This is a genomic window from Afifella aestuarii, assembly GCF_004023665.1.
GTDB classification, from domain to species: domain Bacteria; phylum Pseudomonadota; class Alphaproteobacteria; order Rhizobiales; family Afifellaceae; genus Afifella; species Afifella aestuarii.
On sequence record NZ_SAUF01000001.1, the window covers coordinates 1,229,319 to 1,246,488 of the forward strand.

General features: G+C 64.6%; 13 protein-coding genes. 8 read left to right on the forward strand and 5 right to left on the reverse strand.

Annotated elements, in window-relative coordinates:
* Positions 1–57 precede the first annotated feature (57 nt).
* From EO094_RS05735 to EO094_RS05750, 4 genes are all read right to left on the reverse strand, one after another.
* Positions 58–1,788 (reverse strand): OFA family MFS transporter, encoded by a 1,731-nt coding sequence (locus EO094_RS05735; RefSeq protein WP_128291287.1) that lies wholly within the window; start codon positions 1,786–1,788, stop codon positions 58–60.
* Between the two features lie 310 nt (positions 1,789–2,098).
* Complete coding sequence (locus EO094_RS05740; RefSeq protein WP_128291288.1) at positions 2,099–4,144, reverse strand: sensor histidine kinase; 2,046 nt, start codon at positions 4,142–4,144, stop codon at positions 2,099–2,101.
* Between the two features lie 15 nt (positions 4,145–4,159).
* A complete protein-coding gene (locus EO094_RS05745; RefSeq protein ID WP_128291289.1) occupies positions 4,160–5,578 on the reverse strand; it encodes a sigma-54-dependent transcriptional regulator in 1,419 nt (472 codons plus the stop codon).
* 163 nt (positions 5,579–5,741) lie between these two features.
* Positions 5,742–6,980: an ROK family transcriptional regulator gene (locus EO094_RS05750; RefSeq protein WP_128291290.1), complete on the reverse strand. Its 1,239-nt coding sequence runs from the start codon at positions 6,978–6,980 to the stop codon at positions 5,742–5,744.
* A gap of 344 nt (positions 6,981–7,324) precedes the next feature.
* Between EO094_RS05750 and EO094_RS05755 the strand changes: the two genes are divergently transcribed.
* Positions 7,325–8,269, forward strand: coding sequence for a carbohydrate kinase family protein (locus EO094_RS05755; protein ID WP_128291291.1), 945 nt, complete (start codon positions 7,325–7,327; stop codon positions 8,267–8,269).
* Positions 8,270–8,322: 53 nt separating this feature from the next.
* On the opposite strand, the gene EO094_RS05760 is transcribed toward EO094_RS05755, so the two are convergent.
* Positions 8,323–8,574, reverse strand: a complete 252-nt coding sequence (locus EO094_RS05760; protein WP_128291292.1) for a DUF1127 domain-containing protein — start codon at positions 8,572–8,574, stop codon at positions 8,323–8,325.
* Between the two features lie 293 nt (positions 8,575–8,867).
* On the opposite strand from EO094_RS05760, the gene EO094_RS05765 reads away from it, so the two are divergent.
* The 7 genes from EO094_RS05765 (at position 8,868) to EO094_RS05795 (ending at position 16,910) form a co-directional block, all read left to right on the forward strand.
* Positions 8,868–9,779: a LysR family transcriptional regulator gene (locus EO094_RS05765; RefSeq protein WP_128291293.1), complete on the forward strand. Its 912-nt coding sequence runs from the start codon at positions 8,868–8,870 to the stop codon at positions 9,777–9,779.
* 380 nt (positions 9,780–10,159) lie between these two features.
* A complete protein-coding gene (locus EO094_RS05770; RefSeq protein ID WP_128291294.1) occupies positions 10,160–11,473 on the forward strand; it encodes an ABC transporter substrate-binding protein in 1,314 nt (437 codons plus the stop codon).
* Positions 11,474–11,638: 165 nt separating this feature from the next.
* On the forward strand, positions 11,639–12,511 hold the full coding sequence (locus EO094_RS05775; protein ID WP_128291295.1) for a carbohydrate ABC transporter permease: 873 nt from the start codon (positions 11,639–11,641) through the stop codon (positions 12,509–12,511).
* A gap of 3 nt (positions 12,512–12,514) precedes the next feature.
* Positions 12,515–13,345 (forward strand): carbohydrate ABC transporter permease, encoded by an 831-nt coding sequence (locus tag EO094_RS05780; RefSeq protein WP_128291296.1) that lies wholly within the window; start codon positions 12,515–12,517, stop codon positions 13,343–13,345.
* Positions 13,346–13,428: 83 nt separating this feature from the next.
* On the forward strand, positions 13,429–14,430 hold the full coding sequence (locus EO094_RS05785; RefSeq protein WP_092810514.1) for an ABC transporter ATP-binding protein: 1,002 nt from the start codon (positions 13,429–13,431) through the stop codon (positions 14,428–14,430).
* Positions 14,427–15,200: an L-iditol 2-dehydrogenase gene (locus EO094_RS05790; protein ID WP_128291297.1), complete on the forward strand. Its 774-nt coding sequence runs from the start codon at positions 14,427–14,429 to the stop codon at positions 15,198–15,200. The genes EO094_RS05785 and EO094_RS05790 overlap by 4 nt, the downstream gene beginning before the upstream one ends.
* A 234-nt stretch (positions 15,201–15,434) precedes the next feature.
* A complete protein-coding gene (locus EO094_RS05795; RefSeq protein WP_128291298.1) occupies positions 15,435–16,910 on the forward strand; it encodes a mannitol dehydrogenase family protein in 1,476 nt (491 codons plus the stop codon).
* Positions 16,911–17,170: the final 260 nt, after the last annotated feature.

Here is a 17,170-nt window from a genome sequence, read left to right on the forward strand (position 1 = left end):
AAGGCCCGGCTATGGGCGGGAAAGAGGGCCGGGCGATGTGCCCGGCCGCAAGTCCCATCATTCGGCGGCGGCGACGACGCGCCCTTCCACCTCTTCCGTCGTCTCGTCGATATGGTGCTTCTCGTGCACCGGACGGACGAGGGAATTGGCGATGAGCGCCAGCACCAGGAGCCCCGCCATGCAGTACATGGTGGTGTTGTAGAGGCTCGGCGTCGGATCGACGGTGCCGGCGGGGGCGATCTCCATCAGCCGTCCGATCGTCACCGTGTTGGCGGCGATCAGCTGGTCGAGCTGGTCGACGCCGGCACCAAATTTCTCCCGGAAGACGGAAGGATCGATGCGGGTCGCGAGATCGTGGATCGCGTTCGACAGGGACATTTCCCGCAGCTGCGTGATGGCGAGGGGCCCGAGAACGCCCGCCGTGCTCCAGGCCGTCAGAAGCCGCCCATGGATGCCGCCCACATATTTGGTGCCAAAAATGTCGGCGAGATAGGCGGGGATGGTGGCAAAGCCGCCGCCATACATGGTGAAGATGATCATCGTCGCGGCGTAGAACATGACGAGCCACGTCACCGCCGGATCGACGCTCACCTGCTGGGCCGCAAACGGGATCGACAGGTAGAGCAGCGTGCCGAGAACGAAGAAGCAATAATAGGTGTTCTTGCGGCCGATATAGTCCGATGCCGAGGCCCAAAGGAAACGGCCGACCATGTTGAAGACCGAGATCATGAAGACGTAGGTCGCGGCGAAGGCGGAATTCACGATCAGGGGCAGGGTGGTGCCAAAAATCTCCGTCATCATGGTTTTGGCGACGCCGATGACGCCGATGCCGGCCGTGACGTTGAAGCACAGCACGATCCACAGAAGATAGAATTGCGGCGTCTTCAGCGCCTGGTCGATGTGGACGTCGTTGTCGGAGATCATCTTGCGCTGTGCGACGTGCGCGGCGGCCGGCTCCCAACCCTCCGGCTTCCAGCCCTCCCGCGGCACGCGGTAGGAGAAGGAGGCGATCACCATGACGACGAAATAGACGATGCCGAGGGTGAAGAAGGTCATTGCGGCGCCGGTGTTGCCGGTGCCGGCGACATAGATGCCGGGCTCGATGGCGACGGAGGCTGCGGCGACCTGCTTGGCGCCGGCGACGACGACCTCGACCATCTGGCCGTTGACCTCGGCCATGCGGCGACCGCCTTCGGTGACGAGGGAGACGGCGCTTTCCGGCCCGAGATAGGTCGGAACCTCATAGAAGGTGCGCAGCAGAAATTCCTTGATCGGCGTGGCGATCATGGCGCCGCCGCCAAAGCCCATAATGGCCATGCCGGTCGCCATGCCGCGCCGGTCCGGGAACCAGCGGATCAGGGTCGAGACGGGCGAGACATAGCCGAGGCCGAGGCCGCAGCCGCCGATGACGCCGTAGCCGAGATAGACGAGCCAGAGCTGGTGGGTGACGATGCCGAGGCCGCCGACGATGAAGCCGCCGCCCCAGCAGAGCGCGGCGACGACGCCGACCATGCGCGGGCCGACCTCTTCGAGCCACTTGCCGGCCAAGGCCGCGGCAAGGCCCAGAAAGACGATGGCGACGGAGAAGATCCAGACGACGGATTGCAGGCTCCAATCGCCGGCGGAGGCGGCGACGACGCCGAATTCACGCGTCAGCGGCGGGTTGAAGATACTCCAGGCATAGACGGAGCCGATGCACAGATGGATGGCGATCGAGGCCGGCGGAACCTTCCAACGGTTGAAGTTCTCGCCGGCGACGATGTGTTCCTTCTTGAGGCTGTCGAACATGTCGCGATTTTCCCTCCCGGGCTCGCCCCGCCGCGCCGCGTGATCGCGGTCTTTCGGCAAGTGAGCGCCCCTTGTCGTTTCCTCCCTGCGCGGAGCATGGCCGCGCAGCGCCCGCCCGTTTTTTCGGCGTGGCGTGAGGACGCTACGCAAGAGGGATGCCAGAGCGGGGGAGGCGAGAAAGCCGCGGTTTTCAGGGAGTCCTGTCGAGGGGCAGAGGGACAAAACGTCCCTCGGGCGGGAAGAGACGTCAGCAAAAATAGGACAAATTGTCTCTGTGACGCCGAGTTTGCAGCGGGGTGATCTGGTGCCGTTAGCGCGCTTCGGGGAGCCAGATCACGAAAGTCGTGCCTTCGCCCGGCGTGCTTGTGACCGTCAGGGAGCCGCCCTGCTGAACGATCAGCGTCTGGCTGATCGAGAGGCCGAGGCCGGTGCCCTCCTGGCGCTTGGTGGTGAAGAAGGGATCGAAGATTTTCGACAGCACCTCCGGAGGGATGCCGGTGCCGGTGTCTTCGATCGCGATCTGAATGCCCGGCGTGCCGTCGCGATCCGTATCGGATGTCGTAATCGTCAGCCGGCCGCCGTCCGGCATGGCGTGGATGGCGTTGACGATGAGGTTGACCAGCACCTGCTGCAGCTCGGTGCGGTTCATGAGGACGAGGCGGGTGGCGGTGTCGCGGCGCGCGACCTCTATCTCCGCCTTGTTGAGGAGATGCTGGACGAGAGGCAGGCAGTCGGCGACGACATCGGCGGGGGCGTGGCTCTCGACGAAGCCCGCATATTCCTCCGGCCGGGCGAATTGCAGGAGTTTCGTCACGATCTGGCCGATGCGGTCGATCTGTTCGTCGATGAGGCGGATCTCCGTTTCGGCCGGGGCGGCCGCGTCGCCGAGGATCGAGCGCATGACTTCGAGATTGCCCTGCATGACGGCGACGGGATTGTTGATCTCGTGGGCGACGCCCGCGGTGATCTCGCCGATGGCCGCGAGCTTTTCCGACATGATGAGCTGTTTCGTCGTCGCCTCGAGCTGGCGGTTCGCTTCGCTCAGCTCGCGCGTGCGGTCCGCGACGCGGGCGTTGAGCTCCTCGTTCCAGGAGCGGAGTTGCCGGTCGCGCTCCTGCACCTGATCGAGAAGCCCGTCGAGATGGGCGGCGACGCGGGCGATCTCGTCTTCATTGTCGGGAAGGGCGGTGCGGGCGCTCATATCGCCGGCCTCGACCTTGGAGATCGTCTCCGTCATGCGCTCCAAGGGGCGGAAGACAGAGCCCGCCCAGCGCAGGAAGAGCGGCACGCTCAAGGCGGTGACGGCGGCGAAGGCGGCGATGAGGGTGAGAAGCGAGACGAGCTTGGTGCGCTGAAAAGGCGCTTCCAGGAAGCCGACATAGAGCATGCCGACGCGGCGCCCGAAACTGTCGGTGATCGGCTCGTAGGCGGAGATGTACCAGTCGTTGACGACGAAGGCGCTGTCGAGCCAGACGCGGCCTTCGCCGAGAACGGCGGAACGCACGGCGGCGGAGACGCGGGTGCCGAGGGCGCGCTTGTCCTCAAAAAGCCGGACATTGGTGGAGACGCGCACATCGTCGAGGAAAAGGGTCGCCGTGCCCTGGCTGCCGGCGGGCAGGCTCTCCTCGCGGTAGACGAGGTCGTTGATCGTATCGATGAAGACGAGGTTCTGGTTGAGGAGGAGGCCGCCGACGAGGGCGGCGGGGCCCTGGCCGGGCAGGCGCACGGGGCTTGCCGAATGCACGACCATGCCGCGGGTTTCGGCCGTCTTGTCGGTCGGCACGGCGTTGGGCGTGTCGACGAGGGGAAGGCGCGCCTGCGCGGCAAGCGCCGGCGAAATGGCGGCGAGCTCGTCGCCGGAAAAGATGTCGATTGCCGTCGTGGGTTTGCCGGCAAGGGCGCTTTGGACGACCGGCCGGTCGCCGGAAAGGTTCGGGGCTGCGCCGGACGGGGAAGTGGCGCGCACGCCGTCGCCGGCGCTGACGAGATAGAGAAAATCGAGGCCGAGCGCCTTGCGGCTCTTCTCCAGATAGGCGGCGAGCGGAGCGGGGGCATCCGCCTCGATCACGTCCCGGAATTCGGCGGAGCGGCCGAGCGCGTCGATCTCGTCGCCTGTCGTCTCCAGGATGCGGTTGAAATACTGGTCGGCGATGGTGAGGTCGCCATGCACCTTCGACTTCAGAAGCTGGTCGAATTTCGCGTTCCAGCGGACGATGGTGACGCCGAGAAGAAGCGGCAGGATGACGAAGGTCGGCAGGAGCGCGATCGCCAGGAGACGGAAGCGAACCGAGCGGTGCCGGCCGATCTTTTCGGGGCCGGGCCGCGCAAGGCCGGGCTGCGCCGGCTCCAAACTCATCTCAGCGGCCCCAGCTCAGATATTCCAGGCTGAGCATTTGCGGTCGATGGTCTTGCGCGAGATGCCGAGGCGGCGGGCGGCCTCGGCGCGGTTGCCGCCGGTCGCTTCCAGAACGCGCAGGATATGGCGGCGCTCCACCTCTTCGAGCGCTTCTCCGGGCGCGCCGGCGATTTCGGGGGAAGGGGCGCTTTCCGCGCCGGGGGCGGGATCGCCGCGAAATTCCGGCGGGAAGCGACCGAGGATGAGCGAGCGTTCGATGAGGTTTCTGAGCTCGCGGACATTGCCGGGCCAGTCATAGGCGGCGAGGCCCGCGCGCACGGCGGCATCGATTTCGACCGGGGGCATGCCGAGCTGCTTCGACAGGCGCTGCATGAAGAGGGTGGCGAGCTCGATCACGTCCTCGCCGCGGGCGGCGAGCGGCGGCATGGCGATCTGCATGACGTTGATGCGGTAGAAGAGGTCGGTGCGGAAACGGCCCTCTTCGACGGCGGTTTCGAGGTCGGCATTGGTGGCGAAGATGAAGCGCACATCGACTGGCACTTCGCGCTCCGAGCCGACCGGGCGCACGCGCCGGTCTTCGATCGTGCGCAGGAGCTTGCTCTGCATGGGAAGCGGCAGTTCGGCGATCTCGTCGAGAAAGAGCGTGCCGCCATGGGCATGGATGAAGAGGCCCTCGCGGCCCGCATCGGCGCCGGTGAAGGCGCCTTTCAGGTGGCCGAAAAGCTCCGCCTCCAGCATGTCGGTCGGCATGGCGGCGCAGTTGACGGCGACGAAGGGCTTGTCGGCGCGCTCGGAGAGGGCGTGGATGGAGCGGGCCGCCACCTCCTTGCCCGTGCCGGACTGGCCGGTGATGAGAACCGAGGTCGGCAGGGGCGCGACGCGGGCGATGGTGTCGCGCACCTCGCCGATGCCGGCGGAATGGCCGATCAGCTTGTCGCGCAGCAGCATGTGATCGGCGGTGGAGCGCAATTCGTGGCGCAGGACATGGATTTCGCGCTGCAGACGGATGCGGTCGAGGCAGCGCGCGACGGCGTTGAGGATCTGGTTGGAGCGAAAGGGTTTCAGGACAAAATCGACGGCGCCGGCGCGCAGCGCCTGGATGGCGGTTTCGAGATCGGCATAGGCGGTGATCAGGATCGCATCGGCGAAAAGGCCGATCTCGCGCTGTTCCGTCAGCCATTCGACGCCGCTCTTGCCGGGCATGATGTTGTCGAGAATGACGACGTCGAAATGGTGCTCGTCGAGCCTTTTGGAGGCTTCGGCGGTGTCGGCCGCCTCTTCCAGGCGCTTGCAGCGGGGCTTCAGCGTGCGGACGAGAAAATTGCGCATGCCCGGCTCGTCGTCGACGACGAGGATCGAGGCTTGGGCGAGCCAGGGCCCGAATTCGGGAACGCGCGGCGCAGGCTCAACGCTGCGCGCGACCGTGACGCTCATGGGGCGAGGCTCATGGACGGTCCTCAAGAGGGTTTCCTCGGTTTCTCGCGAGGATGGACCCCCGAGAGAAATCGTTTTCTTGTTTGGAGCCATGATGGGCACAAGCCGGCCCGAATGCAAAGAGCGGGCGGACAGCGCCTGCGGATGCGGCTGCGGACGGTGGCTATCCGGCCTGCGGCTCGTTTGCGAACGAAGGCGCGGCTTCGGCGTCGCTCTGGCGCGTAATCGTCTGGCGCACGAGGAGGTCGGTGTTCGGCGAAAAGCGTGCCTGGAGCGGCAGCATGGCGGCGCCCAGAACCCGCGCCATCGGCCCGACGGAGCCTGAGACGATCTCGGCCCGGCTGAGGCCGAGACGGTTGAAATCCTGCACGGCCTCGGCGAGGTGGCCGGTGATGCGGGTACGCCAGGCCGGCGGCAGCAGGCCGTCGACCACGATCGTCTCGAAATCGATGACGCTCATGGCCGAGATGACGGCGCGGGCCATTTCCTCCGCCGCCTGCAGGGCCCAGACATCGAAGATACGCGCCGCCCCCGGAACGTCGTCGCCGCGCAGAAGCGCCTCGCCGGCGTCGATGCCTTCCTCGATGAAGGCCTGCTGCAGCTGGATGATGGAGGCGGTGTGGATGAGCTGCTGCGGCGCGCCCGTGGCGCTTTGATGGGCGGTCGGCATGGAGCCGATGGCGCCAGCGTTGAACTGCTCGCCGCGATAGAGCTTGCCGTCGATGACGATGCCGCCGCCGATGAAGGTGCCGAGATAAAGGTAGAGCGCGCTGCGGCGGGTGACGGCGTCGCCCAGGATGACTTCCGCGGCGCAGGCGGCCGTCGCGTCATTGTGCAGGGAGGCGGGGAGGCCCGTCGCCTCCTGAAGCGCTGCGGCGACGTCGATGTCGCGCCAGGCGTCGAGCGTGCCCGGCGCCAGATCGAGCTCCGGCGCCCAGGATTCAAGCTCGCTCGGCATGGCGATGCCGAGGCCGACGACGCGCTTTCTGGAAGCGGCATCGAGGGAGGCGAGAAGGTCGCTCGCCTGGGCGATGGCGAGGCGGACCGTCTCTTCGGGCAGGGGTGCGTCGTAGCTTTCCTGGGCGGATGCGATGACCTCGCCCAGGAGATTGACGAGGATCGCTTCGACGCTGCGGCGGCCGATCTTGACGCCAAGCGAAAAGGCGCCCTTCGGATTGGGGGCGATTGGGGTCGAAGGCTGGCCGACTTGGCCGCGGACCTTGTCGCGCTTGATGAGAAGACCTTCGGCGAGGAGGCGGTTGACGATGACGGAGGCGGCCTGGCCGGAGAGGCCGGTCTCGCGCGCGATCTCCGCCTTCGACAGCGCGCCGGCGCGCAGGAGCGCGTGGATGATCAGGCGCTCGTTGTAGGCGCGCAGCCCGGTTGTGTCTCCGCCTCGCATCTCGCCGTGCCTTCGCAGTCCTTGCGGTTCGTCCCTTTGCGGCAGGGCAGGCTAGCCGAAAGGAAATTAAAAAACCAATGTGATTTAGTTATTGACTTTAGGTGTTCGATGTGGATGGGTGCGTGCGCCATGGCTGCCGGTCAGGCGGCGCTGCGCTGCCTATCTCTGGGGGTCGGCTCGTGTGGAAGCCGCCGGCCCGAGCGCGGCGCCGCCGACCATCCCGGCCCGCCGAGCAAGATCATAAGGCCGGAAAGACAGGCCAAAAACGGGCCGAGAAAAACAGGCAGCCGGCGGGAGGAGAAGATGCAGCGAGGCTTTCCTCACATTCCGACAGGAGCGGCCTGATGTTCGTCGTCTGCGGCGAGGCGCTCTGGGATCTTTACGGTTCGGATCAGGGCGAAGGGCTCTCCTTCGACGCGCGCATCGGCGGATCGCCTTTCAACGTCGCCGTGGGGCTCGCCCGGCTCGACCAGGAGGCGGCGCTCTTCACCGGTCTTTCGACCGATCTTCTGGGCGAAAAGCTTTTTGCGGCGCTCAAGACGGAAGGCGTGGAGACCGGCTTTCTTCTGCGCTCCAGCCGACGCACGACCCTGAGCCTGGTGACGCTCGGCAAAGACGGCTCGCCGTCTTATGCGTTTTATGGAGACGGGGCGGCGGACCGGGCCGTCAACCTGTCCGATCTGCCGGTTTTCAGCCGCGATATCTGGGGCGTGCATGCCGGCTCGTTTTCGCTCGTCACCGAGCCGATCGGCACGAGCCTTCTGTCGCTCCTGGGGCGAGAGGCTGGCGAGCGGCTGGTGACGCTCGATCCCAATGTGCGCATCAACGTGGAGCCGGATCTCTCCCTCTGGCGCGAGCGTCTCGACGCCTTCGTGCCGACGGCCGATCTCATCAAGGTGAGCGAGGAGGATCTCGGGCTTCTTTATCCGAGCGCGCCGCCGGCGGAGACCGCCGAACGCTGGCGGGCGGCAGGCGCGACCCTGGTCGTCGTCACCTATGGCCGGGAGGGGGCGGAAGCCTTCGGCTCTTTCGGACGCGTGTCCGTCAAAGGCTCCAAAGTCGACGTCGTCGATACGGTCGGGGCGGGCGACAGTTTCATGGCCGCCTTTATTGCAGGCCTTTCAGAGCGCTCGACGAAATCGCGCGAGGCGCTGTCCCTGCTGCGCCGGGACGAGGTGGAGGCGCTTCTCGCCTTTGCCACGGAGGCGGCCGGCATCACCTGCGGACGCCGCGGCGCCGATCCGCCCCGGCGGGCGGAGCTTGGTGCTGCCGCCAGCCTGGACGGGTGATGGAGGTTTTTCGAGCGGTCTTGCGAACGGACGGCCGCTCGGAGAACGGCAGATCAGGCGCGGGAGCGGCCGTAGGCGCCTTCATAGGCAACCCGGCGGATCTCACTGCGGTCGAAGCCCATGTCGGCGAGGTCGCGGTCCCGGTAGCCTTCCAGCTCGCGCACGAGTTCGCCGTACTGGTAGCGCTGCTTCACGGACGTCCAGGCGCGCGACAGGAGGGTGCGAGCGCCATCGCCCATCGATACGGTCGAGGCCGGTGCGGCGAGCGGCCCGGAAGCGGGGCGTGCGAGAGTGAGGGTCTTCATGTGGCTTCTCCATCATGGGACGGCAGGGGGAATTGCCGTCTGAATTTCTGTTCGTGGGCCGGCAGTCTGCCTCGACGGGCTTTCGCCGGCCTGTGTTGCATTGCGGTAGTTGCCTGCAACCGCTCTTTGGTGCGCTTCCACGAACCCGTTTTTATGTTGATGGTGTCGGGCCCTATGCCGATATTGCGGCGCATCATAATCGTGCTGTGATGCACAAATAATGACGGCGGCGGCGCTTGCGAAGGCGCCCTTGGGTCAAAGGGGCTGTGACCCAGCTGCAAAGCCGAGGTGTGATGGAACTCCCGAGTCAGATGATCCTGTTTGCGACCGTGGTGGAGAGCGAGAGCTTTTCGGCGGCGGCGCGCTCGCTCGGCCTGACGCCATCGGCCGTCAGCCGGCAGATCGGATTTCTGGAAGATCGGCTCAAAGTGCGGCTTCTCAACCGCAGCAAGCACGGCCTGTCGCTGACTGAAGAGGGGCGCGCCTTCTACGAGCGTTGCGCCGATCTCGCGGCCAGGGTGTCGGAGGCGGAAAACCTCGCCACCGCGATCAGCGGCCAGCCGGTCGGGGTCTTGCGGATCGCGGCCACCGTCGCCTTCGCCAAGGCACAGCTTCTGCCGATCATGCCGGAGTTCATGGCGCGCTATCCGGAGCTCAAAGTCTCGCTCGAGGTGACGGATCGGCCGATCGATCTCGCTGCGGAGGGCATCGACGTCGCCATCCGCTTCACCGAGCAGGTGGAGGACAGTTTTGCGGTGGCGCGCAAGCTTGCCCGCAACCGGCGGGTGATCTGCGCCGCGCCCGCCTATCTGAAGCGCGCCGGCACGCCCACGACGCGCCAGGATCTCGCGCATCACAATTGCCTGCGCCTTTCGACCGTGACGCGCTGGAACGACTGGCATCTGGAAGGGGCGGAGGGGGCCGATCCCGTGCCGCTCACCGGCAATTTCGAGGCCAACAGCGCCGATGCGATCTATCACGCGGCGCTTTCCGGCCTCGGGATCGCGCGGCTTTCGACCTATCTCGTCGGCGAGGACATCAAGGCCGGGCGGCTCGTCAGGCTCTTGCCGGATTATGCCGACGACGGGTCGGACATTCTGGCGCTCTATTCGGAGAAGCGGAATCTGTCGCCGCGGGTGCGCGCCTTCATCGATTATCTGAGGGCGCATTTCGGCAATGTGCCGCCCTGGGAGCGCGAAGAATAAACGCGCCTTTCAGGATTTGATACTCGGCAGTTTCAAATTTTATAGACTGTGCGACATTGGCGCTAAGTCACGAGGGAATCGGGACTTATTCTGCTGTCACGCTAATTGCAAAATCAAAGTGATTTATTTATTTGACAGCGGCAAAACCGCGTGATCTAGTCTTGTGCAAGTTGCCGTCGGGTCTTTCCCTTCGTGCAGCGGACGACAATTTAGATATCCGAAGATGAGGCGAGGGCCGCGGTTTCGCGCAACTTCGCCCTTCATGTCCGTGCCTTTCGGCGCGGGCAGAGGGATGCGATGTCGACATCCGGTGTCGTGTCTTTCCCGTAATGATAAGCCGCGAGGCCTTCGGGCCGAAGACGCGCAACGGAGGAAACCTGATGAGACGCTCCCTTTGGGCGGTCGGCGCTGTATCCGTCCTCGCCTTCACTGCCGCAGCGCATGCCGAAACGATCACCATCGCCACCGTCAACAATGGCGACATGATCCGCATGCAGAAGCTCGCCGAGGATTTCACCAAAAATCATCCCGATATCCAGTTGGAATGGGTGACTTTGGAAGAAAACGTTCTGCGCCAGCGCGTGACGACGGATATCGCCACCAAGGGCGGTCAGTACGACGTCATGACCATCGGCAATTACGAAGTGCCGATCTGGGCGAAGCAGAACTGGCTCGTCGCTCTCGACGACATGCCGGACGGCTACGACACCGACGATATCCTGCCGTCGATCCGCAGTGCGCTGACCTATGAGGACAAGCTCTATGCGGCGCCTTTCTACGGGGAATCGGCGATGGTCATGTACCGCACCGATCTCGCCGAGAAGGCGGGCGTGGAAATTCCCGATCAGCCGACCTGGGCGGACATCAAGAAAGCTGCCGAGGCGATGACCGACAAGTCGAACGAGGTCTACGGCATCTGCCTGCGCGGCAAGCCGGGCTGGGGTGAGAACATGGCGTTTCTGACCGCCATGGCGAATTCCTACGGCGCGGCCTGGTTCGACAAGGATTGGAAGGCCCAGCTCGACAGCGACGAATGGAAGGCGGCGGTCAACGACTACCTCGACATGATGAACGAGTATGGCCCTCCGGGGGCCTCCTCCAACGGCTTCAACGAGAACCTGTCGCTCTTCCAGCAGGGCAAATGCGGCATCTGGATCGACGCCACGGTCGCTGCCTCCTTCGTGACCGATCCTGACGAATCCACCGTTGCCGACAAGGTCGCCTTCGCGCAGTTCCCGAACAAGGAAGGCGTCGACAACCACGGCAACTGGCTGTGGTCGTGGAACCTCGCCATTCCGACGTCGACGGATTCGGAGGATGCCGCCAAGCAGTTCATCGCCTGGGCGACGTCGAAGGATTACACGAAGCTCGTCGCCGAGAAGGAAGGCTGGCGCGCGGCACCTCCGGGAACCCGCACCTCGCTCTATGAGAACGAAGAATACCAGAAGGAAGCGCCATTTGCGGAAATGACGCTGAACTCGATGCAGGCGGCGACGCCCGACAAGCCGTCCGTTCAGGACGTGCCGTATACGGGCGGACAGTTCGTCGCCATTCCCGAGTTCCAGGGCATCGGCACGGCCGTCGGGCAGATGTTTTCAGCTGCTCTCGCCGGACAGATGAGTGCGGATCAGGCGATCCAGAACGCCCAGCAGCTGACGAACCGCGAGATGACGAAGGCCGGCTATCCGAAGTGATGCGCGGCGCGTGACCGGCCGCATATCGCCGGCTTCACGCACCTGCCTGGGGCGGTCGCCGACGCCGTGACCGCCTCGACATGATCGGCGCGGACGGATGTCGTTGCGGCGTCCGCCCGGGCCCTCTTCACCGGCTCGTTCCTCATCGCCCGAAAGGGTTCGCTCATGGCCACTGCGCATTCGCGTTCCGCCGCGCGACTGATGATCTCTCCCGCCGTGCTTCTTCTGCTCGGCTGGATGCTGATCCCCTTGTCGATGACGCTCTACTTCTCGTTCCTGCGCTACAATCTTCTGATGCCGGGAGCGCACGATTTCATCGGCTTCATGAATTATCGGTTCTTCCTGACCGATCCGGCGTTCTTCTCCGCGCTCATCAACACGCTTCTCCTCGTCGGGGGTGTTCTCGTCATCACCATCGTCGGCGGGGTGCTTCTGGCGATCCTGCTCGATCAGCCGATGTGGGGGCAGGGGATCGTGCGGGTTCTGGTGATCGCGCCGTTCTTCGTCATGCCGACGGTCTCCGCGCTCGTGTGGAAGAACATGTTCATGAATCCCGTGAACGGGCTCTTCGCGAACATTTTTCGGGCGCTCGGGATGCAGCCCTTCGACTTTCTGGGACAGGCGCCGCTCGCCTCCATCATCCTCATCGTCTCATGGGGGTGGCTGCCTTTTGCGACGCTGATCCTCTTGACGGCGCTGCAATCGCTCGACCGCGACCAGCTGGAAGCCGCCGAGATGGACGGGGCGGGGCCGTTGAGCCGCTTCTTCCACATCATGCTGCCGCATCTGGCACGCGCCATCACCGTCGTCGTGCTCATTCAGACGATCTTCCTGCTTTCGGTGTTCGCGGAGATCCTCGTCACCACCAATGGCGGGCCGGGCTATGCCACGACCAACATCACCTATCTCGTCTATGCCCAGTCGCTCCTGCAGTTCGACGTGGGTGGCGGATCGGCCGGCGGCATCGTCGCCGTCATTCTCGCCAATATCGTCGCGATCTTCCTGATGCGGATGATCGGCAAGAACCTGGACGTCTGAGCCATGGCCCACACTCCGACAAAAGGTCGAAAGCTGCTCTTCACGCTGATCGCCTGGACGATCGGTTTCCTGATCTTCTTTCCGATCCTGTGGACGATCCTGACGAGTTTCAAGACGGAGGCGGAGGCGATCGCTTCGCCGCCGTCCTTCGTGTTCTTCGACTGGACGCTCGACAATTACGTCGAGGTGCAGGAGCGTTCCGCCTATTTCCGGCATTTCTGGAATTCGGTGGTGATCTCGATCGGCTCGACGGTTCTGGGCCTCCTCGTCGCCATTCCGGCGGCGTGGTCGATGGCCTTCGTGCCCAGCAAGCAGACCAAGAACGTGTTGATGTGGATGCTGTCGACCAAGATGCTGCCGCCCGTCGGCGTCTTGATCCCGATCTATCTCATCTTCCGCGATGCCGGGCTTCTCGACACGCTGACCGGGCTCGTCATCGTGGTGATGCTGATCAACCTGCCGATCATCATCTGGATGCTGTTCACGTATTTCCGCGAGATCCCGGGCGAGATTCTGGAGGCGGCGCGGATGGACGGGGCGGGGCTGCGCTCGGAGATCCTTTACGTGCTGACGCCGATGGCGGTGCCGGGGATCGCCTCGACGCTTCTCCTCAACATCATCCTCGCCTGGAACGAGGCGTTTTGGACCTTGAACCTGACGGCCGCGAAATCGGCGCCGCTGACGGCGTTCATCGCGTCTTATTCGAGCCCGGAGGGGCTCTTCTACGCCAAGCTTTCCGCCGCCTCGACCATGGCGATCGCGCCGATTTTGATCCTCGGCTGGTTCAGCCAGAAGCAGCTCGTGCGTGGGCTCACCTTTGGGGCGGTCAAATAGGGGCGCGGCCAAGACGCGGCTGCCGCCCCGGCGGCAGCCGACAATAAACGGCGCGGCGACGAACGCGGCGAAAAGGGACGGATATGGGACACATCTCGCTCAACCAGATCACCAAGACTTTCGGCAATGTCCAGGTGATCCCGCCGCTAGATCTCGAAATCGAGGATGGCGAATTCATCGTCTTCGTCGGCCCGTCCGGCTGCGGAAAGTCGACGCTTCTGCGGCTGATTGCGGGGCTCGAAGATGTGACGTCCGGCGAGATCAAGATCGACGGGCGGGACGCCACGGAAACGCCGCCGGCCAAGCGGGGCCTCGCCATGGTGTTCCAGTCCTACGCGCTCTACCCGCATATGAGTGTGCGGAAGAACATCGCCTTCCCGCTCAAGATGGCGGGGTTCGACAAGGCCGAGATCGACCGTAAGATCGACGATGCGGCGCGCGTTCTGAACCTCACCGATTATCTCGACCGGCGGCCGGGCCAGCTTTCGGGCGGCCAGCGCCAGCGTGTTGCCATCGGGCGGGCGATCGTGCGCGAGCCGGCGGCGTTCCTGTTCGACGAGCCTTTGTCGAACCTCGATGCGGCGCTCAGGGTGAATATGCGCCTCGAAATCTCCGAGCTGCACAACAAGCTCGAGACGACGATGATCTACGTCACGCATGATCAGGTGGAGGCCATGACCATGGCCGACCGCATCGTCGTCCTGCGCGCCGGTATCATCGAGCAGGTGGGCACGCCGCTCGAACTTTATTCCAAGCCGCGCAATCTCTTCGTTGCGGGCTTCATCGGTTCGCCGAAGATGAACTTCATCGAGGGGGCGGTGGCGGAGCGGCGCGACGCGGCCAAGGTCGGCATCCGGCCCGAGCATATGCAATTGTCGCTGGAAGAAGGCCGCTGGGAAGGCACTGTCAGCGTCTCCGAACATCTCGGCTCCGACACGTTTCTGCATGTGGAGACGGAGCGCGCCGGCATGCTGACGGCACGCGCCGACGGCGAGTTTCCGGTGCGTCACGGCGACCGCGTGTTTCTGACGCCGCAGGATGACAAGATCCATCGCTTCGATGCCGAGGGCATGGCGCTGTCATGAGGCGGCTGGAAGGCAAATCCGCCATCATCACCGGCTCGGCGCGCGGCATCGGGCGCGCCTTTGCAGAAGCCTATGTGCGCGAAGGGGCGAGGGTGGCGATCGCCGACATCAACCTCGACCGCGCCGAAGAGACGGCAGCCGAGATCGGCGAGGCGGCCTATGCGGTGCCGCTCGACGTCACCGATCAGGCCTCGATCGACGCGGCGGTGGCGCAGGTTCTGGACCGCGCCGGGCGCATCGACATTCTGATCAACAACGCCGCCCTCTTCGATCTGGCGCCGATCGTGGAGATTCGCCGGGAGAGTTTCGACCGGCTCTTTGCGATCAACGTCTCCGGCACGCTCTTCATGCTGCAGGCGGTGGCGAAGGCGATGATCGACAAGGGCGAAGGCGGCAAGATCATCAATATGGCGAGCCAGGCGGGGCGGCGCGGGGAAGCGCTCGTCGCGGTCTATTGCGCGACGAAGGCGGCCGTGATCAGCCTCACGCAGTCGGCGGGACTCGATCTCATCCAGCACAAGATCAACGTCAATGCGATCGCGCCGGGCGTGGTCGACGGCGAGCACTGGGACGGGGTCGATGCGCTCTTTGCGAAGTACGAGAACCGGCGGCTCGGGGAAAAGAAGCAACTCGTCGGCGAGGCGGTGCCTTACGGGCGCATGGGCCGCGCGGAGGATCTGACCGGCATGGCCGTGTTTCTTGCAAGTTCCGAAGCCGATTACATCGTCGCCCAGACCTACAATGTCGATGGCGGCAATTGGATGAGTTGAGGGGGGGGCATCCCAACCGGAAGCTCGCGGGTGGGGGCTGTGCTTGCGAATTCATACAGGCCCTTCTTCTGACCGACGACCCCCACCCCTGTCCCCTCCCCACAAGGGGGAGGGGGACGCATGACGATCCGCTCTTCGCGCGGTCTCGCAGGGCCGGGAAGTGCGGACTTATCGAATGGGGCGCGGCCCCGGAGGGGTTCGGAGAGGACGTTCCTCCACCCCGGAAGGAGTGACATGACGACGAAGCTTGCAGCCGAGAACCTGAGCGAAATGGCGCCGAGGGTGCATGTCCCAGGCTATGACCGGGCCGGGCTGTCGGCCGGGATTTTGCATTTCGGCATCGGCAATTTTCACCGCGCGCATCAGGCCGTCTATCTCGACGAGCTGTTTGAAACCGGGCGCGACCACGATTTCGCGATCCTCGGCGCCGGCGTCATGGCGGGCGACGAAAAGATGCGCCAGGCGCTCGACGGCCAGGATTTTCTGACGACGGTCGTCGATCAGTCGGCGGCATCTTTCAATGCGCGCGTCACCGGCGCCATGGTCGGCATGCTGCCCGTGGGCGATGCGCAGGCGATCATCGAAAAACTCGCCGATCCTGCGATCCGCATCGTCTCGCTGACGGTGACGGAGGGCGGCTACTTCATCGATTCCACCGGGCGCTTCAATCCGGAGCATCCGGCAATCGCCGCCGACGGCAAGACGCCCGACGATCCGAAGACCGTCTTCGGGCTGATCGCGGCGGGGCTCAAGGAGCGGCGGGGCCGCGGACTTCAGGCTTTCACCGTGATGTCGTGCGACAATATCCCCCACAATGGCGTGGTGGCGAAGAACGCCGTCGCCGGGACGGCCCGGCTGTCAGACCCCGCCTTTGCCGACTGGATCACCGAGAACGTCGCCTTTCCGAACGGCATGGTCGACCGGATCACGCCGGCGACGGGGGACCGGGAGCGCCGGCTGCTTCAAGAGGAATTCGGCGTCGAAGATGCCTGGCCGGTGTTCTGCGAGGATTTCAAGCAATGGGTGCTTGAGGACAATTTCCCGGCCGGACGGCCGGCGCTTCAAAATGTCGGCGTGCAGTTCGTGCCGGACGTGACGCCGTTCGAGATCATGAAGATCCGGATTCTGAACGGCGGGCATGCGGTGATCGCCTATCCGGCGGGGCTTCTCGACATCCATTTCGTGCACGAGGCGATGGAGCATCCGCTCGTTTCGGCGTTCCTGGAGAAGATCGAGCAGGATGAGATCGTGCCGGCCGTGCCGCCGGTGCCGGATACGGATCTGCAGGTCTATTTCGGCGAGATCAAGCGCCGCTTCGCCAATCCGAAGATCGGCGACACGGTGCGCCGTCTCTGCCTCGACGGCTCCAACCGGCAGCCGAAATTCATCGTGCCGACGATCGCCGACCGGCTGAAGGAGGGGCGCGACGTGACCGGCCTCGCGCTCGAATCGGCGCTGTGGTGCCGCTATTGCTTCGGCGAGACGGAAAGCGGCGCCGTCATCGAGCCGAACGACCCGAACTGGGATCTGCTCGTGCCGAAGGCGCAGGCGGCGCGCGCCGATCCCGGCGAATGGCTCGGCATGGACGATGTCTATGGCGATGTCGGGCGCTCCGACGATTTCCGCGAGCTTTTCGCGCATTGGCTGCGCACGCTGTGGGACGAGGGAACCGAGAAGACGCTTCAGCGCTATCTCGACGGCACGCGCTAACCGCGCATCGACATTTCGCTTTCTGCAGAGGCCTGCCCGCATCGGTTGCGGGTGGGCCTTTTTCTTTCTCGATTTTTGGGGGATTTGCGCGGCGGGCGCGCTAGGCGGAGCGGGCTTTCGCCCGCATTTTGCGTATGCAGTAGGATTTCCGCCTGGCCAGTTCTCTACCTAAAGGCCGTTGAAAGGCCCCGACAATGAGGTATACGTTGTTGGCAATCGGGCGACCCGCGACGAGCCTTTCCGGCGGGTCAAACCCTTTG